Origin of the sequence: Stieleria mannarensis, from assembly GCF_014154935.1 — a bacterium.
In the GTDB taxonomy this organism is placed as follows: domain Bacteria; phylum Planctomycetota; class Planctomycetia; order Pirellulales; family Pirellulaceae; genus Stieleria; species Stieleria mannarensis.
Genome location: NZ_JACEHH010000012.1, coordinates 88,945 through 114,531 on the forward strand (window position 1 = coordinate 88,945; position 25,587 = coordinate 114,531).

The following is a 25,587-nucleotide window of genomic DNA, read 5'->3' on the forward strand; positions in this document are numbered from 1 at the left end:
AAGAATTTCAAAACCCATAGTCAATATAAATGATATCCGACGGCTCATCCCGAGGTGCCTGTTTGCCGCGGTACGGAGCGATCGGCGCTTCGAGGCGCCGGCCCAGTTCGGTCGCGAACTGGGGAATCGCCCCCATCGACGATCTGGATTTGGCAATCGGCTTGTAGATCGCGGCGGTGATCACGCCCGTGTCCAAGTTGTCGTAGGCGTCGTCGTCCAATTGGTCGGTGACCCGAAACCCGTACGCGACCGCTTGGCCGTCGCCGTTGTCGACGTCGTTGTAAAATCCCTTGAAGGTATGAATCGCGTTCTCGGCCACGTACCAACATCTCGCCTCCGGCAGACTGACCAGGATGCCCGGGCGTCGCTCGGTGCTGCTGCCGAACGAATTGTCATAGGGACGCTCGGGAATCGTGTTCTTCCCATCAACCAACAACCGCAGAAAAAACGCCTCGCCGCCTTGGTTGTCGACGACGATCTCGTAGCTGGTGTTCGGATCCACGCGGACCGACATGCGAGAATCCTGGTTGATGTACTCATGGTCGACGCGTTTTCCGTCGACCGTCAGGTAGATGCGGGGTCGAAAGGACGGATCGGTCATCGGATGCACGGCCAGCGAGTCATCGTTCAGACCTTCCAGACGCGACATCGCGATCCGCTGGCGTGGCGAAACCATGCCCGAGTGCCCCGGTTTCAGCCGGATCGAATCGACAGCCAGTTGCATCGCCGGTTGGGGTTTTCCGTATGAAAGCGTGACCAGTCGCAGTTGCAGCCCGCGGATTTCGGTGAAGTCAGTGCCCGATGGGACGAGAGCGTCGATCCGTCCGAACACGACCACACCCCGGCGGTGGGATTCACGTAGCAGTGCCTGGGAAACCTCTCCGGCGCGGCGGACGATTTCACGGGTGCGGATTCGCGAGGTTCGAAGTGTTTCGATCACCTCGTGTTCGTCCGGACACGCATCGATCTGATGCTTGTGAACAAGGTGACGCCGAACACGCTCGGACAGGTAGCGGCCCAGCTGGCTGGACCGGACTTCTTGGCCGGCGGTCAGTAGGAATGGAAGCACCGCGACATGATCGATCGCGGGGTGATGGCAATATCGCGCGACTTCGTCGGCGATGTCTTCCAACGCGTGTTCCAGATCGGCGGTCCGGTACCGAATCACCGTTCCGTTTTCGGACGATGTCGGCGATGCGACGCTGAAAATCGTTTCCGGGCTTCCAGACTCGGCGACGAAAAACCGAACGAGTTCGCCGACCGACAGCTCCCCGTTTCTGTCGGCATCGGGCAGTCGCAGCGACGTGGTGGCGCGGTGGAGCGTTTCCATCGCCAAGCGACCGCTGCCTTGATCATCGCTTGAGGCCAGACGCGCGATGAGATGGATCGGCACATCGGATCGAGACACCAGCCTGGACAAGCAATTTTGAAACGCTGCCACATCGATGTCACATTGCAGGTCACCCACAATGATGACGTGTCTCGGTTGGGGATCGACGCGATTGAGCAAGCCGACGATTCTCCCCAGCGAGACGGTGGTTCCTGGTTGATCGGTATGAATCTGGCAGTCGGACTCGCTGATGGCCGCGCGGCCTCGGACGTAGATCACGAATCGTTCGGCCGACATCGCTTGTCGCGCCAACCGACGCGGCACGGATTCCCGAACGACGGAAAAACCACAGCGGCTGAAGGAACGGACGAGCGATACACTCAATACGTCCGCCGCGGCGTCGCGATCGGCGGTGCCGATCAGGCACAAACGAGAGTTGTCGGCCAGGCAGTTGCGAAACGCTCCGCCGCCGCTCAGGAAGGTGGCGACGATGCAACATGCCAAAAACTTTGACGGGCGTGGCCGGGTCATCGTGCAACCTCCGGATATTCGGCGATCAGCCCTTCGCGTCGGATCTGATATTGCCGAAGGTCGGATGAAAGGTCGCGGCGTCCTCGATTCTTGATCAGGTACTCGGTCAGCAAGATCGCGGTGTCCAGATCCGCCAGCGCCGTCGCCAAGTGTTCGCTTCGTTTCGATTTTTCATAAAAATGCAGATGGGCCTTCGCCTTCCAAGCGCAAATCTCGGGATCCCAGGGTTTCAGTTTCATCGCATTCTCAAGTTCCACGATCGCGTCTTCGGGGCGGAGTAGCTTAATCAGACGCGAGGCTTTTGCGAGCGAGGACGTGATCGCTTGGGAATCGGAATCATGGTCGACCGACGCGATCACCGTTTGGTGCTCCGATGTCGGGGCGATCAGGTCGGGCTGTTGTGGGTGACGCACACCTTTTCGCAACGCGAACAGGTCGAGCGTCGATGCGACCATTTTGCTGACGAACTGGTGAAGTTCCCCGACCTGGATTTGTCCGTCCCGCCGGCCATCGGTTTCTTGGTCGGCCCATCCGCTCAGCCCGACGCACATCCAAAACGTCACCAACCCGTGCCGTCGCTGCGGCCATTCGATACTGGACTGCTCGCTGCGGCAACTGGCAAACGTGATCAACCCGCCGGGGTTGCCAAGTTGCCGGGCGATTTCGCCGCCGGTGGGCTGAGACCGCAACTCCTCTCGGTCGTCGGTTTTCGATCCGGCGTGGCAGCTGTCCAGGATCAGTATTTTGCGCTCGATGTGATCGCAATGAGCCAACAGCTCGCGGACCAGGGCGATCGGGATGCAGGTCTGTTTCTCCAAGCCGGGAATAAAATCACCGGGTGCCAGGAACAGACTGCCGTCATCGAGATGATTCAAACCGTGCCCGGCAAAAAAAATCAGCAGCGAGTCGTAGTTGCCATTGTTGGCCAGATGCAATTCGTCTCGCAGGGCACCGAGCACCTTGGCAAAATCGGGTTGATCCCGTGGCGAACCCTGCTGCGTCATCACGTAGACGCTGTCGCATCGGCAATGCGTTTGCAGCGTCTCCTTGAGCAATCGGACATCCGCTCCGGCGTAATTCAAACTGGTCGATCGATAGTAATCGTCCACGCCGATCAGGATCGCGTGCATGCGTCCTTGAGGTTCCGTCGCCGGTTGCGCCGACGTCACGGTCGGGTGCAATGATGACAACAGTGCGAGAAGAAGCGAATGGATTCGAAGCATGATGGCGCGGCGTCTGGGGTGGTTTTCGATAGTATAACCGGAGGATTCCGTCGATTCGTTTTCTCAGGATTTCCACCCAGCCACCGGCAGCGCAGGCGGCTTTGCAAATGGCGTCGTGCCGTGGTCAGTCGGCGTAGATGCCTGCTGCGGCGGTGATCCCTGCCCCGAGGGTTTGCGAAACCCGATGCACCGCGTCCCAGCGGTGCATGATCACGGTCGGTGCGGGAATCAGATTCACGGGGACCGTTTTGGCAACGCGTCCGTCAGGCCGGACCACGCGGATCACCGCATCCATCGTCTGTCGCAGCCCCAGATTCGGCAGGTCAACGGTGACCGAGGTGTCGCTCCAAGCGATGATGCGGCACGACGACGTGGTGCCGGCCACGATCAAGTGGACCGTCCCGGGCACGTACTGGAGATAATTCGCCAGCACCGTCAACCGTGCCCCGCTGACCACATCGGTTCGCCCGATCGGGACCTGCCACGAAGGCCCGAGAATACTCCGCCCATCCCAAGACGAGTCCGGGGACGGGAGATTCGGTCCGCAGCCATCGGGTCTCACCGGATGATGCAGCACGCCGGCACCGGAATCCTGCGGTGACGAATCCCCGTTGATGGGTGCGTTGAACGGTGCATTGAGACGACTCGGGCGAGTGTCGGGCAACGCGATCACCTCCGTCTTTGAGGGCAAGCGTGAATTCGCCCGAGCGATGAAGATGCACACACAGGGCGCTCGGGTGCAATTGACACATGCCGTTGGAAGCCGACCACAGGGAAGTCGAGCGCAGGGAAGTCGGACACACGGTCGCCGCACACAGGGGTGCCCCGCATTGGCCACGCCGACGATGCCTGCAGAAAGCAGTAAAGCCAGCCAGGGAGGTTTCAGGAGATCGTTCATCGCAACACACCTTTCGATCGAGTCGTGAAATGTTTTGGCCAATTGGCCACTGCTCGATAAAGACGCGTTTGCGTGAAAGTGTTTCAGAGATTTTGGGATTCAACGGCACGCCTGTTTTTCGGCAAGGGGTGGACGCGATGCGCGAGCGGCCGGAGACAGACGCTGTGGTTCGGCATCAAGTTAAGAATTCACCCTCCCTGCCAGGGAGGGTGAATTTAAAAACCGCACAAGCTCGCCAGGGTGGGTTCATTCTCAACTTGGCGTCTACGCCCCAACCCCAAAAGGGCATCACGTTGGTGATGCCCTTGTCGGATGGCTGTCGTGTTTGTGGTCGATCATTCGCTGTAAAACGTGATGCCGCCGCTGGTGGGCTCGGCGTACACGGCCGATTCAGCGCTTCCCACGGCAGGCATCGGTTGGGCGATCGTTTCTTGATGCACGACGATCTCGGGTTGTGCGATCAGTTGAACCGCCATGGTTTTGGCGACGCGTCCGTCGGGTTTGACGATCCGCAACCTCGCGTCGGTCGGTGCGCCCAGTCCCAATCGAGGCAACTGCACGGTGACCGAATTCGGCTTCCATTGCAACACGTCACACTGGGCGGTTGTGCCCGCGACATCCAGCAGCACCACGCCCGGATCGTGCTGGAGGAAATTGGCGAACAGGCTGATGCGGGCACCGGTGGTGATTTGCGGTCGACGCAGCTGATAGGCCGGAACAGACTGCACCATGCGGTAGACGGCGGTGGGGCCGCTGCTCGGTTGGGGAGACTCCGCCAGTGCCGCAGCGCCAGGGAGGAACATCAGGACGGTCAAGGCGATTTTTTGTGGGCTGGTCATTGTGTTTTCCTTGATGGATGTCGTTTCGATTCGATTCGAGCGTCGTTGTGACGCGGTTACGAAGAGAAGACGCTTGCGAGCGGATTCGTTTCACTCTTTTTGAAATTTCTTTTCGTTCGGTGCGCAGCAAAAAACCGCCAACGTTTCCGTTGGCGGTCTCGATCGTTCGGCGGTCCGGCGGTCGGTTCAGTGTGCTGCGTAGCTGGGCAGGCCGACGTATCCCGCGGCCGGTCCCGGTTGGCCAACCGTTTCACCGTGGATCACGATCTCCGGTTGTGGCACCAGTCGGACGTCGAGCGTTTTGGCGATGCGACCGCTGGGTTTGACGACTCGAAGCGTCGCATCACGCCCTCCCGCCATGCCCAGCATGGGAAGGTAAAACGTGACCGAATTCGTTCGCCAATCAACAATTCGGCACTGGGCGACGGTGCCGCCGACCTCCAACAGGACCGCTCCCGTCTGGTGCTCCAGGAATCCCGCAAAGACGGTCATCCGAGTCCCGCTGACCACTTCTGGTCGGCTCAGCGAATAGGCCGGCTGGGACTGAACGGGCCGCTCCATCACGCGAGAAATTTGCCGGGTCCAATCGGCCAAGGTCGAGTAACCATCGGTCGGCTGGTCGGCCTGGGCCGATCCGATCATTCCGGCGGTCATCAACAAAGCGGCGAAGGTGGTTTTGACGGTGAGATTCATCTTCTAGGTCCTCGAAGCACGGGGTGGAAATGTGACGTCTGGCTCAGTGGCCGATGCAAGGGAAAGACGCGATGCGGTCAAAGTGTTTCAGCAAATGAAAAAAAGATGCGGCCGACGACAATAAAAAAAGAGCGGATGCCCGAGGGGCATCCGCTCTTTCGAGGTCGTACGGTTTTCAACCTCAGATGTGATGTGGCGTTTACTAACCCTCCCTGGAAAAACTCGTGCGGCTTTTGGAAATCACTCTCCTGGCAGGAGGGTCGATGGGCCGGTGTTACTCTTCCGAATCGGCGTAGATCGCCGGCTTCGGCATTTCGGCGGTCGGCATCGGCTGGGGGATCGTTTCCTCGTGAACAATCATGCTGGGCTGGGGGACGAGCATCACGGAGACGGATTTCGCCACTCGGCCATTGGGCAGCACGATTCGGATCCGAGCATCCTGGGGGCCGGCCACGCCAAAACTGGGCAATTGCACGGTGACCGAGTTGGAACACCACTCAAGCAACTCGCAACGGGTCGTGGTGCCACCGATTTCGAGCAACACGATGCCGGGATCCTGTTGCAAAAAGTTGGCGAACATCGTGATGCGGGTGCCGGTGGTGATCTGGGGGCGGGCCAGCCGATAGGCCGGAACCGATTGAACCGTGCGGTGAATCGATCGTGGCGACGGGCCATGAATCGGAAACTCCGCTCGTGCCGCGGCGGCGGGTGCGATCATCAGCAGGCCCAAAGTGATCTTCTTGGCAATGTTCATCGTCTTGTCCTTGGTCTTGGGGGTGAAGTCGTTGGCGTCATCGCTGACGCCGTTGCCAAAGAAAGACGACCTAGTGGAAGATCATTTCACGAAGCCAAGGTTTCTGACGAAAAAAGTTCTGGGCAAGGGGCGGCAAAAGAATAAATTCCGCGTTTCACGTGAGCGGAAAAGACTACGAATGGCATCAATTTAACGCGATCGATGCGGGTCATGGCCCCTGGACCGTGTCCAGAAACATCACGTGCGGGAAGAACCAATGCAAAATGACCAGCAGGATCGGAGGGGAAATTGACAAGATCAGCAGTGGCAGCAACCACACCAGGATGCGTCGCTCCTCTTGGCTGAGCAGGCGATCGTTCCGATCCTCGGATTCAAAACGCGTGCGTGTCGTCGCCGGATCCAAAGACGGCGTCGTGGTCACCATCGGATTCGGGGTCTTGGAATCGGAATGCGCATTGGCGATCAGTGCATGAAACATCGTCATTGCCTCGTTGTGGGTTACGCCAACCCACGTGCAATCAACGGGCCAGTGGCGTCGATCCCGGATGAACCGCGGTTTGACAGGGTAAATCCGTCAACTTCAGTTGACGCACCGGAAACCCCGGTTTCCGGTGCGTGACTCGAAATTCGAAGCAGCCGGATTCTCGCGTGGTCGTGCTACAATCTGTTTATGAACTGTGACCTCGACACCAGTATCCCCGAATGGATCATTGAGCATCCGGAAACGACCCGCGTGTTCAATGCGATGCGGTTGGACACGAGTTGCGCGGGCAAGTCGCTGCGTTACGTGTGCATCCATCAGGGGCTGAGCCCGACCGAAGTGCTGGAGCGTCTGCGAGAGGCCGTTGCGGGTGACCGCTCGGGTGATTTCGATGCAGGCTAGCCGGACCGTCCCGCTGGAATGTAGCTACGCTCGATGCGAGCGTGGAAACCCAGTGAGAATGACCTTCTGGCGAAGGTAGCTACGTTGAATCGTGAACCACGTCCGATGTCTTCCCAGTGAGCGGAAGATCGCGATTGGCATAGCGATTGCTTTCCACTCCGGCGATGCCCTGTCTTTTCCCCTTGCCGGAACTCACAACGATGTTGATGCGCAACCCAGAAAAATCGGTTCGTCACGAGTCCGTCGTCTATGCACGGACCGACCAAACGCAGGTCGACGAACCTTTTCCCATCGCACCGCGTCACCAGATGCTGTTCGGGCAACTCGCTTTGCTCGCATTGTTTTGTCTTGCGATTCTGCTGCGCACGCTCGCGTAGTCCGACGGCGCCACTTTCACGTAGCTACCTTCGCCAGAAGGTGGATCCCCGGCGCTTTCCACGCTCGCATCGAGCGTCGCGATGTCAAAGTGAAACGGTCCAGCTCGTTTTGTTCTGCAGAACCTTGCAGGCTTCCCCCCATCCCTTTCCGTCGAGATCATTACCGTCATGGCCAAGAAGAGAATCATCATCACCAACAAAGATCGTGAGCGTCTGGAGGACTTGTTCAAAAGCACGTTGGCGGCGGTGTTTCGTAACAAGCCCTACCTGAACGACCTGCGTGGTGAATTGGACCGTGCGTCGGTTGTTGCTCCAGAGGAAGTTCCCGGCGACGTGATCACGATGAATTCGATCGTTCGTTTGAAGGACATGCAGACCAAGGAAGTCGAAACGTTCACGTTGGTGTATCCGGACGAGGCCAACATCAAGGGCGGCAAGCTATCGGTCCTGGCCCCGCTCGGGACGGCGATCCTGGGCTATCGTGTCGGCGACCTGGTCCGTTGGACGGTTCCCAGCGGAAAGGGCTGCTGGCGGGTCGAAGAATTGTTGTATCAACCCGAACGTGACGGCATCGCCGCGTGCCCTTCGTAAACGCGGTGCGTGGGCTTTGGGTGATGAGGTGGCGTCATCCATCAAGTAAGTCCCCCTCCCCGCGTCGTCGCCGAGTCCTCACCGGTCTAGGCCAGTTTCAGGCCTACGATTCCGGCGACGATCAATCCCATGCACGCGATCCGCATCGCGGAAACGGGTTCGGCGAACAACACGATTCCCAAGCTGGCCGTGCCGACCGCACCGATCCCCGTCCAGATTGCATAGCTGGTGCCGATCGGGATCTCTTTGACTGCCAAAGCCAAGCAATAAAAGCTGGCGACCATCGTTGCGATGGTCGCCAGACTCGGCCAGAAACGTGACCAGCCTTCGGTGTACTTCAATCCGATCGCCCAACCGATTTCCAAACAGCCGGCGATCAGCAGATAGATCCATGCCATAGAAATGACGCTATAAGGTTTTCAGGATTTCGTCGGCCGTTGATCGGCCGCGGTGTGTTTCGCTGATCTTGACGTAAGTGATCGTGCCCGATTCATCCAGGACGATCGTCGATGGATATGCCGTCTCATTCGGAGCGTCCCAGCGTAATCCGTAGGCGTTGGTAAATGCGTAGCCCGGATCGAGCAGGAAGGTTAGCGGTTGGGGCAACGTCGTGCCATCCAGGAAATCGTCGGCATGTCGGTCCAGCTGCGATCGCGGACCGGGGTAAATCAACAGAACCCGCGCGTTCTTGGCCGCAAAACGCTCGGCGTTTTTCACGAAGTCACCGACCTGGGCGGTGCACGCGGGGCACTGCGACCCTGGGAATCCCCGCAAAACGACGATGACGACCGGGCCTTTCGCATTCACCCGGCTCAACTGCACCGACCCCGACAGCTCGCCGGCAATCGCTTGCAACTGGAAATCCTTGGCCGTCTTGCCCTTGGCGAGCGTCCGTTTGGCCATTTCCACAGGCTTGGAAGCCTGGGATTGGGCGATTGCCGGAACCGTGATGGCAAGCGAAAGCAGGACGCTACCAAATCCTAGTTGCCGAATCATCGGGATCATCTTATACCTCAGTGTTATCGAATGGGGAAAGGGCGAGTCTGACTTGTAACGCGAACACACCGCGATTTGCGGAGATCGCCAATCCGCCTCCCCGTCCGCCACCGGTCAATCAATTTCTGTCATAAAGACGTCCGACGAATAGCTGATCCATCGCACCGAACGCTGAAGCATGTCCAAGAAAATCACCGCCGAAGAAGTCGACTCCTTCATGTTCCAATTCAAGATCTTCATCGGCGTGGCGGTCGTGGTGTTTTTCCTGCCGCTGCTGATCTATGCGGTGTACATGGGCCGGCGGATGGATCAGTTTGAGGATTCGTTGCGTTACCAATTCCCCCAACCCGATGGTCCGATTGCCGCCATCGACGACGCGGAACAGATCCCGCTGGCGGCCACATCCGGGCAAGTCGTCTATGTCCCGGCGTATTCCCACGTTTATCACGAGGACGGAAACCCGCATTTGTTGACGATCACGCTAAGCATTCGCAACACGAGTGACGAGCATCCAATCGCCGTCCGCAGCGTGCGTTACTTTGATACGCGGGGACAAGAAGTGAAGTCGTACCTGAAGCAACCGCTCACTCTGGCACCACTGGGAACGACGGAGTTCTTGATCGAACGAGATGACAGTTCGGGCGGCAGTGGTGCGAACTTTTTGGTCGACTGGGTGGCCCAGCAACGCGTCTCCGAACCGATCATCGAAGCGGTCATGATTGACACCGAGGGCCAGCAAGGGATTTCTTTCGCCCGCGCGGGAACGGCGATTCGAGAGATCGCACCGGTTCAGAACGATCAATGACGGTCGATTGTTTTTACAGCCATCGAAAAGCGGGCAGATACAGAAGAGGCGAGGCTATAGTAGACACCCTCCCCTCGCTGCGCTCGCCCCTCCCTTCCAGGGAGGGTTAATTCATGGCTTGAAACCTTTGGAATACCCCAAAAACGCCGCACTAGCGAAACTCGTCGGCGCTGATCTGATGTCGTTTGAGCAACTTGTTCAAACCCTGGCGTGACAGCCCGGCCTGTCGCGCCGCGCGGGCGATGACGCCTTCGTGCTTTTTCAGCAGCGCGGACAGATAAGCCCGGTCGGCATGGTCGAGGGCTTCATCACGAGAGATCTCGGCCAAGTCGGCTTCACCGGCCAGCGACGGTTCAGGATCAAGAATCTGAGGAGGCAGATCGGCGAGTTCGACCTGGTCGCCGCGGGCCAGCGTCACCGCGCGTTCGACGACGTTGCGTAGTTCGCGAATGTTCCCCGGCCAGTGGTAGCGTCGAAAGCACTCCAGCGTTTCGGCTGAGAAACGGTTCAAGGTCGATCCCTTGGGCCGCAATTGTTTCAAAAAATGATCGGCCAGCAGCAGCACGTCGTCGCCGCGCCGCCGCAGCGGGCTCAATTCGATGTGAATCACCGCCAGCCGATAATACAGGTCTTGTCGGAACCGCCCCGCGTCGACTTCGGCGTGCAGGTCGCGGTTGGTCGCGCCGATGAAACGCGTGTCGACTTTGACCGGTTTGTTTTCACCGACCGGCGTGAAGGTTTGTTCTTGAATCACCCGCAACAATTTCGCTTGCGAAGCCGCCGGCAACTCGCCGAGTTCGTCAAAGAAAGCCGTGCCGCCGTCGCAGCGGCGCAGCAATCCCTGTTGGTCCTTGATCGCACCGGTAAAGGATCCTTTGACGTGACCGAACAGGACGGATTCGAACAACGATTCCGGGATCGCCGTGCAATCGACGATTTGAAATGCGTCTTCATGGCGGCCGCTTCCGTCGTGAATCGCCTTGGCAATGACTTCCTTACCGGTTCCGCTTTCACCGGTGATCAGCACGTTGGTATTGCTGGCCGCGACGCGGTCAACGATGTCCAGGACTTCCAACATCGGAGCGCTTTGGCCGATGATGGTGCCGCCGCGTGAGTTTGACTTGGCGGCAGTGACGAGATCGGCCGATGGCGTGGTCGCGGACGATCGCCCGCGGAGGGCCCGGACGACCGCAGCCAACAGTTCGTCGAACTTGACCGGTTTCAGCAGGTAGTCGGCGATCCCCAGACGAACGCTTTCGATCGCACTGGGGACCGAGGGCACGCCGGTCACGACGATCATCGGAACATGCCGATAGGTCGTTCGTCCCTGTTTGAGAAGCTCCAGCTGGAAATTGCCGGGCATGTTCAGATCCGTCAGGATCAGATCAAACGAGTGTTCTGCCAGGACGGTGATCGCGTCATCGGCATTTTCCACGCAAACGCATTCGTACCCTTCGTCGCGGAGCAATTCGGCCGTCGTATTGCGATACAACGGTTCGTCGTCGGCAATCAGGATGCGGTGATTAGGCTGGCTCATCAACGAATCCTAGCGGAACGGAGAAGACTCGGGAAAGCTTGCCACTCGGCGTGTTTCCGCTAGCGTTTGCGGACTTCGATGACGTACTTCATCAGGTCATTGAATTCCTTGCGGCTTTTCAGTTGCCGGACCAGATTCTCCGGCATCAGAGAAACCTTGGATTCCTTGACGTCTTCGATGTCGTCTTGGGCGATCGTGATCGGCTCAGGGGCGGCCAGATTTCTCAAGACGATCTCGTCATCGTTCTCGGAGATCCGCACACCGGTTTGCACCTTGCCGTCGGCGGTCAGGATGCTCACTTGTGCAAATTCCTTGTCGATCAGTTTGGAAGGATCCAGGATCGATTCGACCAGTTGCTCGGGCGTCAGCTTGGTTTTGATCTTGGTCAAATCCGGCCCCAGACGCGCCGCTCCGCCCGGCGGGTCGTGACAGGCAAAGCATGCGGCGGCGGATTGATAGAACAGTTTTTTACCGCGACGCAAGTTGCCTTGATCGATCGCAACCTTGGCCAATTCGGCATACGGGGTGCTGAGCAGCTCTTCTTCCAAGGCTTGATTAGAGAACTCCTTGACTTCCGCTCCCGGATCGCTCTTGATTAGTTCGGCTTCCAGCGGGTGCTCGGCGAGCAAATCGTCGGGCGTCCAGAACGTCGACCGGTCGCCGGTCTGTTCACGCACCAGTTTGACGCTCTCCGGGCTGACCGGTGAGGCTTGGTTGCCCCAGGTGTTCCGCACAAAGGTCAACACCGCCGCAATCTCTTTGTCGTTGAGCAACGATCGGAACGCGGTCATCGGCGGCACGCCGCGGGAGGGATCATAGGTCTTTCCGTTGACCGTCAGTTTGCCCCACAGCCCGTGCAGCGTCATCTTGATCAGACGTTCTTCGCTGCCGTTGACCCAAGGGCTGTCGACCAGCGATGGATAGATGTTTCCGCTGCCTTTGCCGTGCGTCAGGTGACACGTCGCGCAGTGCGATTCACGTTGGTAAACCTCCGCGCCCAGCTTGTACACCTTGCGATCGGCACGATTGAGATGCTTGGGGGGATCGAATTTGACGAACTCGATCTCGGCCGGCGCCTCAAATCCGCTCGCCCCGGTCGTGTCGACGTTCTCCCAAAAATGCTTCACGGTGCTGGCCGCGACGACGGCGTGTTTGACGTCGCTGCTGAGCAGCGTGTCCAGCAACGCTTCGTTGCGGACACCGTGTTGCTGATGCAACCAGAGTGCTTCGAGCAAGTGGTGGGCTTCGGTTTCATCGTTGGGATCAAAATCCTTGATCCATTGCTGTGCCGCCGCGATCACTTCGTCGCTATCACGTTCGCTCAATTCCACCCGCGTGCGGTGGCGGACACCGTTGACGGGGTGTTTCAAGTTTTCCAGCAATGCTGCGATCGGCTGGCCGTCGATCTTGACGGGCTGCTGCAACGGGCGACCCTTGACCGTCAGGCGGAAGATACGGCCGTGCTTGTGGTCACGGTTGGGGTCGCGAATGTTGTGTTGCATGTGACCGATGATGGCGTTGTGCCAGTCGGAAACATACAACGCGCCGTCTTCACCGATGACCGCGTCGGTGGGGCGGAAGTTACGGTCGTCGCTGTTGAGCAGTTCCAATCCGGGCGTTCCCCAGACGTGTCCGAACGCGCGGTCTTTGCCGTTGCCTTCGCGATCCAGCGAATACTGTTTCACGCCCAGGAAGCCGATCGTGTTGCAGATCAGAAAGTCGTTCTGCAGTTCCTCGGGGAAGTGCTGGGAGGACAGGATCGCGTTGGCGGCGACGGGGCGGAATTCTTTTTCCAGCAGGGTGTGCATCTTGAACCCCTTGCCTTCGGGACGCACCTGATACGACCTGCCGCCGGTGCCGTCGTTGGCGTAGCAGTAACCCCAGTAATCAAAACTGGTGCCGTGCGGGTTGGGCGAGTTGCCCGCGTGGGGCGTGATCGCGAAGGTCCGGGGGTCAAAGCGATACATGCCCGAAGCGCCGATGTTCAGGTTCTGTTTCCACGGGGTTTCGTGGTTGTGGACCAGAAAGATCCCGCTTTGCCAATAGATCCCGCCGTCGGGACCGAACACCAAGTTGTTGGCCGCGTGGTGTGTGTCGGCGGTTCCCAGACCCTGTAGGATCGGGTAACGCACGTCGGCTTTGTCATCCCCGTCAGTATCTTTCAAAAACAGCAGATCGGGTCCGGAGGTGACGACGACGCCGCCGTTCCAAAACTCGAACCCGAGCGGGTTATGAACGTGGGCAAAGATCTTGCGCGTGTCGGCTTTGCCGTCTTTGTCCGTGTCCTCAAAGATCATCAGGCTGTCGTTCATCTCCTTGCCGGGTTCCCACTTGGGATAGGTGTTCCAGCTGGCAGCCCACAGCCGCCCCTTGGCGTCGATCTGCATCTGCACGGGGTTGGCCAGGTCGGGGAACTGGACTTCGGAGGCAAAGACGTTCAATTCATAGCCCTCGGGTACATTGATTTTGGCCAACGATTCCTCGGGGCTCAGGTAATCGATGCTGCCTTCTTTTGCGGCGCTGGAGCTTTTGCTGCCTCCGCCGATGTTGGAGATCACCTTCACCGGTGGCGGGACGTTGCTGTCGTCGACGGTGTATTCTTTCCCCTCGGCGACCGCCCAGATCGCTTTGTCGCGATTGGCCGTCATCACATCCAGCATGACCAATTCGTGTTTCAGCACGTCGGCGTTGCTTTGCCCATCGACAAAGGTCAGCGTCGATCGGCCGCCCCAGATGTCGTTGCCGTCGGTGGCGTGATAGCGGTTGTGCCAATGCCAATTCTTGTCCTCGACCGCCGCGTAGATGTCGGCGAGCGTTTCGTCGGCCGGCACGGTTTTGCCGAGCAACGCCTGCGAGATGATTTGGCTGAGCTTTCGATAGCCATCGGCGTTGAGGTGGATGCCGTTGATGGTGTACCGTTTGGAATCGGACTGAAACAGCTGAAGGGTCGGCGTGTACAGGTCGACGAAGGTGGCGCCGGTTTCGGCCGCCGCTTGTCGCGTCGCTTCGGTGTAGACGGCTAAGTTCGCGTTCAGTTCTTTCCCGTCGGGCAGATGCCGGTCGCCGGTGAATTGATAGGCGATGGGGCTGAACAAGACAAAGCGAATGTCCTTGCCGGCCTCCTTTCGCAATTGTGTGTATCGGTCGACCAACTTGACCAATTCGCCCCGGTAGGCGTCCGCTCCGGCCGGCCCGGCAAACGACTCGTTGTACCCGTAGAAGCTGAACAACACGTCCGGGGCGACGTGTTGCAGGTACTCGGCGTCGTTCGTAAAGCCCTTGTTGCGGGGGCGTTTGTTGACGATGTCGCCGGAGAAACTCATGTTGCGAAAGCTGACGTTCATGCCTTTCAACTGGCTCTGCAGCACCGTTTCGACCCACGGGTCGTGCTGCATTCGGTCGGCCAGACCATTGCCATAGATCGCGACCACATCGTTCTCGCGGAATTCAAAAGGCTCGGCCGCCTGGGCCGATGGGGCCGCGATCACCGCAGCCAGGACGCTGGAGAGCAGCAGTGGTAGGAAAGTTTTTTGGGGCATTGCAACGAAGCTGCGGAGAGTGTTCATGAAGATTCTGGGCTGGGGAGCAGGTCACAAGAGTAAACCATGTCCGCGAGAAAATCGCCAAGTGGCAAAACGACGCGATGGGTGAGGGGGGCTGCGGAAAAGGGGGCAGTTTGCAGGGTCAGTGACCGTCCGGAACTAGGACGAGCGGTTTCGGAGTACGATGGCCCTTCCGGCGCCGTCGTCCATGGGACGCTGTGCGATGCCCCGGAAGGACGTCGTCCGACGATCCACCAATGAATCCAGGTCTTTTCCAGCTTGAAGATTGTAATCAGCGTAGCGGTGTCCAAAAGGGCTGCGCCGCGCCAGGTGCAGAGAATGGTGGCAGGGTTCCGCGCGATTGGTCTTGCCGTCGGCGGCGGGCGAATTCTAGATCTGGGCACATGATTCGTCTCGAACCACTCCACACCCGCCAATTCGGGTGGATCGTTACCCTGCTGCTTTCGACACTGGCCGGCTGCGCCGGTCGAGAGGTCGCGGGGACATTCCGAAACGAGTCCCCGCCGCCGTTTTCCGCCAGCGGGTCGGAGGGGATGCCGGATCGCTGGTGGTTGGTTTTCGACGACCCAGGACTGAATGGTCACATCAATCAGGCATTGGCCAACAACTTCACCCTCGCCGCGGCCCTGGATCGGTTGTCCGCGGCCCGCGCCCTGACCCGCCGCGAGGCATCGGATTTGTGGCCGGACGTTGACGGCGTGGCGGAGATCGCGAGCGTCTTCGGTCCGGGCAGCGATCGAACCAGCTACACGCTGGGGTTTGATACGTCGTACCAGGTCGACCTTTGGGGGCAAATCGAATCGCGGGTTCAGGCCGAACGGCTGCGTGCGTCGGCCACCCGGGAGGACTATCAGGCGATCGCATTGACGTTGTCGGCCGAAATCGTCAGCACCTGGTTTTCGCTGATCGAAGCGCGTGCCCAGCTGGCGTTGGTCGAAGAACAAATTGAAACCAACCGCAACGGAGTGATCGCCCAAGAACTCAAATTCGGCTCCGGCGAAGTCGGCGGCCCCGACGTTCTGCGGCAGCGCCAATTGGTCGAATCGACGTTGGAGCAATCGGTGGTGGTCAAGGCTCGGATCGATGTGTTGGAGCATCAGCTGGCCGTGCTGTTGGGAGACCTGCCCCAGCAGGCGAAGTTTTACACCGGATCGGAACTGCCCGCGTTGCCGCCGCTGCCGGACACCGGGTTGCCGTCGGAGCTGCTGCAACGCCGCCCCGACGTACGCCGCGACTACCTGGCTTTCATGGCCGCCGATCGTGATTTGGCGGCGGCGATCAGCGCCCAATACCCGCGTTTGAATCTCAGCGGATCGGTGTTGAACATCGCCGAAAAGCCGGAAACGTTGTTTCGCGATTGGTTCGTCGCGATCGGCGGACAATTGATCGCGCCGCTGTTTGACGGCGGGCAACGTCGGGCCGAAGTCGACCGCGCCGCGGCCCTGCTTCGCCAGCGTTTCAACGAATATGGCGAGACAATGCTGACGGCGTTTCGCGAAGTCGAGGACAATTTGGCGCTGGAACGCTACCAGTTGGAGCGTTTGAAGCACCTTGAGTCGCAATCCGAATCGGCCCGTCAGGCCTCCGATCAGCTGCGTCGCCGCTACCTGTTCCGCGAGGCGGATTACCTGGATGTGCTGAGCGCGACCACGGCCGAACAGCGTCTGCAGCGTGAAACCTTGGCCGCTCGACTAGAATTACTACTGATCCGCGTCAATTTGTACCTGGCGTTGGCCGGAGATTTTGACACCCAACGGGCCGAGCAATTAGAGTTACCGGAGTTGGATGCCCCTGGCGAATCGCCGCCAACGGAGGGTGATTTCGGCCCGCAGCCCGAAACGCTGCCGGAGCCGGCTTCGGAACTTGAACAACTTTTACGGTCGGTGGAGCCACTCCCTGTAATCGATGGCACACAATGACGCCCCGCGACGACGACTGATTTGGCGACTGCTCCGCATCGCCGGCAATGCACTGGCCTGTTGCTTGATTCTGGGGGCTTCGGCCGCCGCGATCGTCGTGATCAACCGCACCGAGCCGACGGCCCAGCAGATCAGTGCGACACGCAAATCGGCCGCACTGGTCGATACCATTACCGTTCAACGCGGCACGTTTCGGCCGCGATTGTCTGTCCTCGGTACGGTGGAACCGGCCCAAGACATCGTGCTCAGCCCGCGTGTCAGCGGTCAAGTGATCGAACTGTCGCCCCGATTCGTCCCCGGCGGGATGGTTCGTGCCGGCGATTTGTTGCTGCGGATCGATCCGGCCGACTTTGAAAACACGCTTTCGATTCGCAAGAGTGAACTGGAGCAGGCCCAAGCGTCGCTGGAAATCGAACAGGGGCGGCAAAGTCTGGCCGAAAAAGAACTGTCCTTGCTGGAGGGGACGATCGGCGACGCCAATCGATCCCTGGTGCTCCGCGAACCCCAAATCGCATCCATCCGGGCCGAGTTCAGCGCGGCCAAGGCGGCCGTCGAGCGAGCGGAGCTGGACTTGCAGCGGACCCGCGTCGTGGCCCCCTTTGATGCTCAAATCCTCAGCCGCTCGGTCAACGTCGGTTCCCAGGTTTCCCCCGGCGATGAACTCGCCCGACTGGTCGGCGTTGCGGAATACTGGGTGATGGCCGCCGTCCCGGTCCGCAGCCTGCCCTGGGTGCAGTTCCCCGAACCGGTCGACCAGCAAGCAACCAACAACGACGGCGAATTCATCGACGATCAAGGTGCCACCGAAAACAACGGGTCGACCGTGCGTTTGCGAAACCCGGGGGCTTGGCCGCAGGGCGCCGAGCGAATCGGACAGGTCGCGCGGATGATCGGTACGCTGGACCAACAGACGCGTTTGGCCCGCGTGCTGGTCACCGTCCCCGATCCGCTGGGGGAATCCGACCAGGCACCGCCGCTGATCCTGGACACGCTGATCGAAACCGAGATCGAAGGCAAACCGATCGAAGACGTGGTGCGGCTGGAACGAAAGTACATTCGCGACAGCGACACCGTTTGGGTGATGAAAGACGACGTCCTGGAAATCCGCGACACCGAGATTGTCTTTCGCGACGCCGAGTACGCGTACATCCGCCAGGGGCTGGCCGACGGCGAAGAGGTCGTCGTGACCACGCTGGCGACGGTGGCCCCGGGAATCGGGCTGCGCAAGATCGATGACGGATCTGATCCGGCGGCGACCGCCGATGCGGAGTCGATCCAATGACCCAAGTTGCGGAACCGCAGGACGCTGCGTCAGCCGAGGTCGAGGTTCCCCCGTCGGCAGACCGCCCGTCACATCGCGGACCGATCGCATGGATGGCCCGCAATTCGATCGCCGCCAATTTGCTGATGTTCATCCTGCTCGGCGGCGGCGTCTGGTCGGCCATCGTGATCCAGAAGGAGGTCTTTCCACAATTCGAACTCGACATCGTCGAAGTCAGCGTGGACTATCCCGGCGCCGCTCCGGAAGAGGTCGAACAAGGCATCTTGCGACCGATCGAAGGCGCCGTGCGCTCGGTCGAAGGCATCCGCGAAATCACCAGCGAAGCCCGCGAAGGCCGTGGCGAAGTGCTAATCGAAATCGTGGCCGGCGGGCAGCGGATGAAGGCGTTCCAGGATATCGAGCAAGCGGTCAGCCGGATCCGCACCTTTCCCGACCAAATCGAACAGCCCGAAGTGCGTTTGCAGTCCGAGCAGCGCGAGGCGATGCAGGTGGCGATCTATGGTCCGGTCGACATTTGGACGCTCCGTAAACTGGCCGAACAGCTGCGCGATCAATTGCAAGCCAACGACCAAATCACCCAGGTCGAACTGCGACGGGTCCCGGCCTATGTCACTCACGTGGAAATCCCGCGCCAACGGCTGCGTGAGTACGGGCTGACGTTGCCCGACGTGGCGGACATCATCCGAACGTCCAGCCAAGACGTCGCAGCGGGTTCGGTCCAGACCAGCGGCGGCGAGATCTTGTTGCGGGTCAAGGCGCGCAAGCAGTGGGCCGATGAATTCGCGGCGATGGAAATCGTGACCGGTCGCGACGGCCCGGCCGTCACCCTGGGCGACATCGCCACCATCCGCGACGGATTCGAAGAGGTCGGCTTTCACTCCCAGTTCAGCCAAACGCCGTCGGTCGAACTGGACATCTTTCGCACCGGTTCCCAGTCGCCAACCGATGTTGCCGAAGCGGTCGAACGGACGATGCGAGCCTTTGAAACCGGACTGCCGCCGGGCGTGAAGTGGCGTGTCGATCGAAACAACGCCGAAGAGTTTCGCCGCCGCTTGAATCTGGTGCTGGAAAACGCAGTGATGGCGGTCGTCATCGTGTTGGTAATCCTGGCGCTGTTTTTGGAAATGCGGCTCGCGTTCTGGGTGATGATGGGCATGGCCGTCTCGTTCATCGGTGGGATTTTGTTGTTGCCGTTGGCGGACGTCAGCATCAACATGATCTCGTTGTTCGGGTTCCTGGTCGTGTTGGGGATCGTCGTCGATGACGCCGTCGTGGTCGGCGAAAACGTCTATGAGAAACGGCAACACAGCGACGACGACGAACAGGCCGCGATCGACGGGACGCGCGAAGTCGCCGGCCCGGTCGTGTTCAGCATCCTGACCAACATCGTGGCCTTCGTTCCGCTGATGTTTATTCCCGGCGAGACCGGAAAATTCTGGGGGCCGCTACCGGTCGTCGTGATCCTGGTGCTGTCGCTGTCCTTGCTGGAATCGCTGTTCATTCTGCCGGCCCACTTGGCCCACGCGCGCGAGGGCGGACGCAAGAAGCGCGGACTGGGGGCGACCCTGCACCGCGGCCAACAAGCCTTTGGCCGATTGTTCAATCGCACGGTCGAAATCTTCTTCCGCCCCGTCTTGGTCACCTGTTTGCGATTCCGTTACATCACCGCGTCGACCGCATTGGCGCTGTTTCTGGTCGTCGGCGGTTACGCCACCAGCGCCCACATGGGCATGATCCTGATGCCCGAAGTTTCCGCCGATGAAATCGAAGCCGGCGTCCGCATGCCGGTCGGCACCACCCAGGCCCAGGCGGCCGCGATCGCCAAAGCGGTGACCGATGCCAGTTTGCGGATGTTCGAAGAACACAATCTGTACGAGGTGGCCGAAGGGATCAAAACCAACGTCCGCGGCGAAAGTTTCATCGACGTGGAAATTGTGATGAAGCCGCCGGACCAGCGCGACATGACCGCCGGCCAGGTGATCGAACTTTGGCGCGATTCGATCGGCGACCTGCCGGGCGTCAGCCAAGTGACTTTTGAAGCCGAAAGCGGCCCCGGCGGTCACCGCCGCCCGATCAGCATCGCCCTCAGCCACAGCGACATCGACGTTTTGGAAAAGGCGTCGCAAGCCTTGGTCGAGCGCTGCGAGCGGTTCGCCAACGTTCGCGACGTCAACGACAGCTACAACAAGGGCAAGGTTCAATACGACTTTCGCCTGCGTCCGGAAGGCCGTGCGTTGGGGCTGACCGATGAAGAATTGGGCGAACAGCTTCGCGGCGCGTTCTTCGGTTCGTTGGCCCTGCGTTTGTTGCGCGGCACCAACGAAACCGAAGTCCGCGTCAAGTTGCCGGAGGATCAACGCGAGGACATCTATCATCTGGAGGACATGATCATTCGCACGCCCTCGGGTGCCGAGGTGCCCTTGTTGGACGTTGCCGAATTGGAGCAATCGTTGGCGTTTCGTTCGATCGATCGACGTGACGGCCGACGGGTGATCAACGTTTCGATGGATGTCGAACCCAAACGCGCGGTGACGCAAGTGATCGAAGCCCTTCGCAACGAAGAACTGCCGCGATTGCGCGCCGACTATCCCGGGATCACGTGGACTTTCGAGGGCAGCGATGCGGAGATGCGACGTGCCACCGCTTCGCTTTGGGGATCGTTCGGTCTGGCGCTCGCAGTGATCTATTCGCTATTGGCCGTCGCGTTTCGCGGGTACATCCAACCGTTGATCGTGTTGGTCGCCATCCCCTTTGGGATCGTCGGGGCGGTCCTGGGGCACATCCTGCTCGGTTATGACCTTTCGCTGGTCAGCCTGATGGGCGTGATCGCGCTTTCCGGTGTGGTGATCAACGACTCGTTGATCATGATCGATTACGCCAACCGTCGCCGCGAAGAACGGTACACCGCCTTCGACGCGATTCTGCAAGCCGGCCTGCGGCGATTCCGACCAATCTTGTTGACCACGCTGACCACCTTCGGCGGGTTGATGCCGCTGATCTTCGAAGATTCCTTGCAAGCCCAATACATCATCCCGATGGCCATCTCACTGGGCTTCGGCATCCTGTTCGCAACCGCCATCATCCTGGTGCTGGTCCCCTGTTTGTACCTGATCCTGGAGGACATCCTGGCCATCGCGACGGGCAAGCGGGAAGCGACCGAGTCGTGATCGCCGCTGAAACGTAGCTACCTTCGCCAGAAGGTGGATCCTCCTCCACGCTCTGGCGAGCGTAGCTACGTTCATGTCACGTTGTCCAACAAATCACCGACGTCCCCGAGTATCATCCCGGTCCGTGCCGCACGCGCGACCGGCCTTTCATTCCACGTCTCGAAAACGTTTGCGATAGGCCAGCGGGGTCATGCCGGTGAAGCGGCGGAATCGTTTCGTGAAATGGCTTTGATCGAAAAAGCCGACCGCGACGGAGATATCGGTGATCGAATCGGACGTGCGCGTCAGGCGGTCGCGCGCGTCCTGGATTCGGCGTGACAGAATGTATTCGCTTGGCGACATTCTCAGTAGCGAGCGAAAACGGTGATTGAATTGCGACGAGGACAGACCCGACATCTCGGCCAAGTCTTTTATCGAGAGGGGTTTTGCGTAGTTCTCGTCGATGAATCGGATCGCCGACGCCAACTCGCTGAAGAACGATGCCTGCTCGTCCGGTGTGGCAATCGGGTACATCACGCCGGCGATCCCGATCACCTCGGCGGTCGCGGAAAACAGCGGCGTCTTGGTGGAGACATACCACTGCGGCGTCCCGCGTACGTGGGGAACCAGCCAAACTTGGTTGGGAATCGAGCGGCACAGTTTCATCACCCGGCGGTCTTCGGCGTGGTAGGCATCGGCCAGCGCCGGCGGCTGAAAATCGCTGTCAGTCCGTCCGTAAAGCTCCTCGACGTCCGCCAATCCGAACACGTCGGTCAGCGTGCGGGGGTTCACCGCGATGTAACGCTGCCGATGGTCCTTGGCGTAGAAAAGTACCAGGGGAAGGTGCTCGAAAAGCTCGATCACGCTGCGCACACCGGGATGTCGCCGCACAAATGCCTTGCTAAAGGCCCGGCCGTTTCGTGGGGAGTCAGAATTCGGCATCGGCAAATCGTACCAAAAACAACCGGTGGATGTACAAGACCTCGGTGCGTCATCGGCTAGAATTAAGGGCGTTCAGAATGCCCACCTCTACCCGCATCGGCGGATTCGCGAATGTTCCCTGTGAAGAATCTTACCATCGCGGCAGCGTTTTGGCTGATTCAATGCCACGCAGCGGCGGTTTGGTCCGAGACACCGATTTCCTTTAATTCGGATATCCGTCCCATCCTTTCGGAGAACTGCTTCGCCTGTCACGGACCGGACGAAGCGGAGCGGGCGGCCGATTTGCGGCTGGACCAGCGCGAGCCGGCGATCGACTACGGCGCGATCATCGAAGGCAGCCCCGAGGACAGTCTGGTGATGGAGCGGATCTTGTCGGACGATCCCGACTTGATCATGCCGCCCCCGCATTCCCACAAGGTCTTGACGGCGGAGCAAAAGCAGTTGTTGGCCGAGTGGATTCGTCAGGGCGCCGAGTATGAAACCCACTGGTCGTTCCAACCGTTGCCCGAGACGACGACCATTCCCGAAGTCGTCGATGATTGGCCGCGGACTTCGGTCGATCCGTTCGTTGCCCGAATGCATCGGCAAAAGAAGCTTCAGCCCAGTGCCGAAGCGGACAAGGCGACTTGGCTGCGGCGGGTCACGTTCGATTTGACCGGATTGCCCCCGACGCTAGCGGAACTGGACGCGTTCCTGGCCGACGAATCAGGCGATGCCTATGAAACCGTGGTCGAGCGTTTGTTGACGTCACCGGCCTATGGCGAACGCATGGCGGTCATGTGGTTGGACGTCGCTCGCTACGCGGACACGTTCGGTTACCAAAACGACATCCCGATGGAAGTTTGGCCTTGGCGAGGCTGGGTGATCGACGCGTTCAACCGCAACATGCCCTACGACCAGTTCATCACCGAGCAAATCGCCGGTGACCTGCTTCCAGATGCCACCGATGCCCAACGGCTGGCAACGACATTCAATCGTTTGCATCGACAAACCAATGAAGGCGGCAGCGTTGCCGAAGAGTTCCGGCTGACCGGCATCACCGACCGGACCACCACCGCCGGCACCGCGTTCCTGGGGCTGACGATGGAATGTTGCCGCTGTCACGACCACAAATTCGACCCGATCAAACAGAGAGAGTTTTATCAATTGTCGGCCTACTTTTCCGACATCGATGAACTCGGTCTCTATTCCCACTTCACCTTCTCCGCACCGACCCCGGCGATGCTGTTGTACCAAGGTGACCAGCGACAACAGCACCAAGCGGCCAAGCAAGCCATTGCGGATGCGGAGTCGGCATTCGATTCGGCCATCGTAACGGCGAGTGAGTTTTGGCGGTCGCGCAAAGACGAATTGATCGACACGTTGCCCGAGCCTCGCGCGGCCGTGTACGAGAATTCGCTCGATGGATCGGTCGATGGGATTGTCGGCAAGGCCACGGTTTGCAATGGCGACGACGCGATTCCCTGCCAGGACGCACCGCTGTTCGGGCGGACGTCGGTGTTTTCGTACAGCCTGTGGGTGCGTCCCCAACAGCACAGGCCGCGGATGATGGTGCTGAACCAATCCCGGGCGGCCGAAGACGCAGCGTTTCGCGGCTTGGAACTGACCCTGGATCAAGGGCACCCACAGTTTTCGATGATCCACTTTTGGCCCGGAAACGCGTTGCGGGTGCGGGCCACCAAACAGATCCCGACTGACCAGTGGACCCACCTTGCCGTGACGCATGACGGCAGCGGACGCGCCGACGGCGTGCGGATCTACGTGGACGGACAACTCGCCGAAGTGGAAATCATTCGAGACAAACTTTCACGCGACGTCCGACAACGAAAGGATTGGGGCGACCTGGACGTCGAGAAGGTTGCCTTGTCACTGGGCGCCCGTTTTCGTGACATCGGCTTTCGTGACGGACAGGTCGATGAATTAAAAGTATTTGACGTCCAGCTCTCCTCGGCCGAAGTGCTTGCGATGGTTGCCCAGGCCCGGCCCGAGGTCGCACCTGTCGAGATTGACACCGAAGCGGCCCTTGAGCATCAACTGTTGACCGCGGATGAAACCGTCGCCCAGGCGCGTCGCAGGCTGGTCGAAGCGCGTGACGCCGAAAACGAGCTGGTCGCCGGCATCCGCGAAATCATGACGATGCGACACTACGACGATGCACCACCGACGCACGTGCTCGGACGCGGCGAATACACCAACAAGCAAGACCAGGTTTCACCGGCCACGCCGGCGCTCTCGGGCGGACTGCCAGCCGCCGGACCGGACCGGTTGTCGCTTGCGAAGTGGATGACCGCTCCACAGAATCCGCTGACGGCACGTGTCATCGTCAACCGGATGTGGCACCTGTTCTTCGGCCGCGGGATCGTGGTCACCTTGGAAGATTTCGGTTCCCAGGGGACACCGCCCACTCACCCGCGGCTGCTGGACCATCTGGCCCGATCGTTGATGGACAACGATTGGGACCTGCACTGGCTGTGTCGTGAAATCGTGTTGTCGTCGACCTATCGCCAATCATCTGATGTCAACGATCCCAGCCTTTTCCAGCGTGATCGTGACAACGCCTGGCTAACGCGCGGACCCAAGCACCGGTTGTCCGCCGAACAGTTGCGTGACAGCGTCCTGGCTGCCAGCGGATTGTTGGTCAAACGGGTCGGCGGCCCCAGTGTGATGCCGTACCAGCCGGCGGGGTTGTGGCGAGAATCGGGGACCGGCAAGTCGTACAATCAATCGACCGGCCAGGGGCTGTACCGCCGCAGCTTGTACACGTTCTGGAAACGCACCGCGCCGCCGCCGACCATGTTGACGCTGGACGCGACTAGCCGAGAAAGCTGTACACCCCGACGCGAACTGACGACAACGCCACTGCAGGCGCTGGTGTTCTTGAATGATCCGCAATACGTCGAAGCCTCGCGTGTGTTGGCTGAATCGCTCGTGGAGTCCCATCCGACCGACCACCAAGCACGTTGGGACGAGCTGTTTCGAAGATTGCTCAGCCGTCGGCCCAGCGACGGCGAACGACAAGTGATTCAGCAGTTGTTTGAAGAACAGCAGGCGACTTTCTCAGAACAACCCGCGCAAGCCGATGAATTCCTAAGCGTCGGTGCTCGACCGCTGCGTCATGCGACTAAGCGAAGTGATCTGGCGGCGACGACCATCGTGGTCCAGACCCTGTTTGCCTACGACGAAACCATCATGCTCCGCTAACCCTGCGGCAGCCCTGTGGGATAGGCTTCCAGCCTGTCATTGCGGGCCCCGACAGGCTGGAAGCCTATCCCACATAC

The 25,587-nt window shown here is 59.8% G+C and carries 20 protein-coding genes; 8 read left to right on the top strand and 12 right to left on the bottom strand.

Features of this window, described 5'->3' with window-relative positions; all coding sequences use genetic code 11:
• Window positions 1-7 precede the first annotated feature (7 nt).
• The 7 genes from H1B37_RS10325 to H1B37_RS10355 form a co-directional block, all read right to left on the bottom strand.
• Window positions 8-1,861 carry a hypothetical protein gene (locus tag H1B37_RS10325; RefSeq protein WP_182866565.1) on the bottom strand — a complete coding sequence of 618 codons (1,854 nt, stop codon included), beginning with the start codon at window positions 1,859-1,861 and terminating at the stop codon, window positions 8-10.
• The gene (locus tag H1B37_RS10330) at window positions 1,858-2,991 is read right to left on the bottom strand and encodes a caspase family protein (RefSeq protein ID WP_220498142.1); all 1,134 of its coding nucleotides are present in this window, start codon (window positions 2,989-2,991) and stop codon (window positions 1,858-1,860) included. The genes H1B37_RS10325 and H1B37_RS10330 overlap by 4 nt, the downstream gene beginning before the upstream one ends.
• A gap of 217 nt (window positions 2,992-3,208) precedes the next feature.
• Window positions 3,209-3,775: a hypothetical protein gene (locus H1B37_RS10335; protein ID WP_182866567.1), complete on the bottom strand. Its 567-nt coding sequence runs from the start codon at window positions 3,773-3,775 to the stop codon at window positions 3,209-3,211.
• 542 nt (window positions 3,776-4,317) lie between these two features.
• A complete protein-coding gene (locus H1B37_RS10340) occupies window positions 4,318-4,821 on the bottom strand; it encodes a hypothetical protein (RefSeq protein ID WP_182866568.1) in 504 nt (167 codons plus the stop codon).
• A gap of 186 nt (window positions 4,822-5,007) precedes the next feature.
• Window positions 5,008-5,514 (bottom strand): hypothetical protein, encoded by a 507-nt coding sequence (locus tag H1B37_RS10345; RefSeq protein WP_182866569.1) that lies wholly within the window; start codon window positions 5,512-5,514, stop codon window positions 5,008-5,010.
• A 274-nt stretch (window positions 5,515-5,788) separates the two neighbouring features.
• Window positions 5,789-6,268 (bottom strand): hypothetical protein, encoded by a 480-nt coding sequence (locus H1B37_RS10350; protein ID WP_182866570.1) that lies wholly within the window; start codon window positions 6,266-6,268, stop codon window positions 5,789-5,791.
• Between the two features lie 208 nt (window positions 6,269-6,476).
• Window positions 6,477-6,752 (bottom strand): hypothetical protein, encoded by a 276-nt coding sequence (locus H1B37_RS10355; protein ID WP_182866571.1) that lies wholly within the window; start codon window positions 6,750-6,752, stop codon window positions 6,477-6,479.
• A 186-nt stretch (window positions 6,753-6,938) separates the two neighbouring features.
• Here H1B37_RS10355 and H1B37_RS10360 point away from each other — a divergent pair, with 186 nt between their 5' ends.
• The 3 genes from H1B37_RS10360 (at window position 6,939) to rnk (ending at window position 8,119) form a co-directional block, all read left to right on the top strand.
• Window positions 6,939-7,151 carry a hypothetical protein gene (locus H1B37_RS10360; RefSeq protein WP_182866572.1) on the top strand — a complete coding sequence of 71 codons (213 nt, stop codon included), beginning with the start codon at window positions 6,939-6,941 and terminating at the stop codon, window positions 7,149-7,151.
• Between the two features lie 206 nt (window positions 7,152-7,357).
• Window positions 7,358-7,528, top strand: coding sequence for a hypothetical protein (locus H1B37_RS10365; RefSeq protein WP_182866573.1), 171 nt, complete (start codon window positions 7,358-7,360; stop codon window positions 7,526-7,528).
• 168 nt (window positions 7,529-7,696) lie between these two features.
• A complete protein-coding gene (gene rnk, locus H1B37_RS10370; protein ID WP_182866574.1) occupies window positions 7,697-8,119 on the top strand; it encodes a nucleoside diphosphate kinase regulator in 423 nt (140 codons plus the stop codon).
• 86 nt (window positions 8,120-8,205) lie between these two features.
• On the opposite strand, the gene sugE is transcribed toward rnk, so the two are convergent.
• Together sugE and H1B37_RS10380 are read right to left on the bottom strand one after the other, a co-directional pair.
• Entirely contained in the window at window positions 8,206-8,517 is a 312-nt protein-coding gene (gene sugE / locus H1B37_RS10375) for a quaternary ammonium compound efflux SMR transporter SugE (protein WP_182866575.1), read from the bottom strand.
• A gap of 10 nt (window positions 8,518-8,527) precedes the next feature.
• Window positions 8,528-9,115 (bottom strand): peroxiredoxin family protein, encoded by a 588-nt coding sequence (locus H1B37_RS10380; protein WP_182866576.1) that lies wholly within the window; start codon window positions 9,113-9,115, stop codon window positions 8,528-8,530.
• A gap of 178 nt (window positions 9,116-9,293) precedes the next feature.
• On the opposite strand from H1B37_RS10380, the gene H1B37_RS10385 reads away from it, so the two are divergent.
• Window positions 9,294-9,920, top strand: a complete 627-nt coding sequence (locus H1B37_RS10385) for a DUF3124 domain-containing protein (RefSeq protein ID WP_286177601.1) — start codon at window positions 9,294-9,296, stop codon at window positions 9,918-9,920.
• Between the two features lie 151 nt (window positions 9,921-10,071).
• Here H1B37_RS10385 and H1B37_RS10390 read toward each other — a convergent pair whose 3' ends face one another.
• Together H1B37_RS10390 and H1B37_RS10395 are read right to left on the bottom strand one after the other, a co-directional pair.
• Window positions 10,072-11,460 carry a sigma-54-dependent transcriptional regulator gene (locus H1B37_RS10390; protein ID WP_436298269.1) on the bottom strand — a complete coding sequence of 463 codons (1,389 nt, stop codon included), beginning with the start codon at window positions 11,458-11,460 and terminating at the stop codon, window positions 10,072-10,074.
• 56 nt (window positions 11,461-11,516) lie between these two features.
• Complete coding sequence (locus H1B37_RS10395) at window positions 11,517-14,996, bottom strand: PVC-type heme-binding CxxCH protein (RefSeq protein WP_182866578.1); 3,480 nt, start codon at window positions 14,994-14,996, stop codon at window positions 11,517-11,519.
• A 407-nt stretch (window positions 14,997-15,403) separates the two neighbouring features.
• On the opposite strand from H1B37_RS10395, the gene H1B37_RS10400 reads away from it, so the two are divergent.
• The 3 genes from H1B37_RS10400 to H1B37_RS10410 all read left to right on the top strand — a co-directional run bounded on the left by H1B37_RS10400 (window position 15,404) and on the right by H1B37_RS10410 (window position 21,388).
• Window positions 15,404-16,939, top strand: coding sequence for a TolC family protein (locus H1B37_RS10400; RefSeq protein WP_182866579.1), 1,536 nt, complete (start codon window positions 15,404-15,406; stop codon window positions 16,937-16,939).
• A complete protein-coding gene (locus tag H1B37_RS10405; RefSeq protein ID WP_182866580.1) occupies window positions 16,926-18,221 on the top strand; it encodes an efflux RND transporter periplasmic adaptor subunit in 1,296 nt (431 codons plus the stop codon). Before H1B37_RS10400 ends, H1B37_RS10405 begins: the two co-directional genes overlap by 14 nt.
• Before the next feature lie 92 nt (window positions 18,222-18,313).
• On the top strand, window positions 18,314-21,388 hold the full coding sequence (locus H1B37_RS10410) for an efflux RND transporter permease subunit (RefSeq protein WP_182866647.1): 3,075 nt from the start codon (window positions 18,314-18,316) through the stop codon (window positions 21,386-21,388).
• Between the two features lie 147 nt (window positions 21,389-21,535).
• Here H1B37_RS10410 and H1B37_RS10415 read toward each other — a convergent pair whose 3' ends face one another.
• The gene (locus H1B37_RS10415; protein WP_182866581.1) at window positions 21,536-22,309 is read right to left on the bottom strand and encodes an AraC family transcriptional regulator; all 774 of its coding nucleotides are present in this window, start codon (window positions 22,307-22,309) and stop codon (window positions 21,536-21,538) included.
• 120 nt (window positions 22,310-22,429) lie between these two features.
• Here H1B37_RS10415 and H1B37_RS10420 point away from each other — a divergent pair, with 120 nt between their 5' ends.
• Window positions 22,430-25,510: a DUF1553 domain-containing protein gene (locus tag H1B37_RS10420; protein WP_182866582.1), complete on the top strand. Its 3,081-nt coding sequence runs from the start codon at window positions 22,430-22,432 to the stop codon at window positions 25,508-25,510.
• Window positions 25,511-25,587: the final 77 nt, after the last annotated feature.